This is a genomic window from Methylosoma difficile (assembly GCF_054657615.1).
Genome location: NZ_BAAHYJ010000015.1, coordinates 1 through 799, shown reverse-complemented (window position 1 = coordinate 799; position 799 = coordinate 1). Strand labels below are relative to the sequence as shown.

At 57.4% G+C, this 799-nt stretch carries 1 protein-coding gene; it reads left to right on the top strand.

What is annotated here, in order from left to right; translation table 11 throughout:
- On the top strand, nucleotides 1-799 hold a 799-nt coding region (locus ACYQ1O_RS16880), incomplete at both ends, for a calcium-binding protein (RefSeq protein WP_459993438.1).

The window sequence follows — 799 nt, the reverse complement described above, 5'->3', positions numbered from 1 at the left end:
TTCGGGTAATGATTTGGTGATTGGTTACGGAACTACAGATGTATTGAAGGTTGCCAATTTCTTTAGTGGGCAAGCTATCAACACCGCTTACGCTATCAGCAGCTTCCAGTTCAGCAACGCCGTCACTTGGGGATACGCCGAACTGCTCGCCCGCCAGCAAGGCACGGCAGGTAACGACACCCTCTATGCCATCAACGGCTACGCCAACACCATCAACGCCTTGGCAGGTGATGACACCGTCTATGGTGGCGATGGTAAAGACACCCTCAATGGCGGCGACGGTGCGGATAGTCTCTACGGTTACGGCGATGCGGACACCCTCAACGGCAACGCCGGTAACGACGGGCTGTCCGGCGGCGACGGTACTGACACCCTCAACGGTGGCACGGGCAGCGATGCCCTAACAGGCGGCGAAGGCGCGGACACCTACCTCATCAGCAAAACCGACGGCGCGGACACCCTCTACAACGTTGACAGCGATGGCAGCGTCGACACCATCAAATTCACCGACCTGAAATCGACCGAACTCACCGCCCTTTACGACGACGGAGCAGGCAACCTCATCCTAAAATACGGCACGGCGGGCAACCAGCTGACGGTTTCAGGGTTCTTCAACAACTACGCCAACGCCAAAGTCGATAAATTCACCTTCACCGACAGCACCCTTACTGCCGACACCATCATCACCACGCGCCATAACGGCACCGACGCTAACGACATATTGTATGGATTGGCGGGCAACACCAACACCCTTAACGGCCTAGGCGGCAACGACAGCCTGAACGGCGCGGAACTGGCG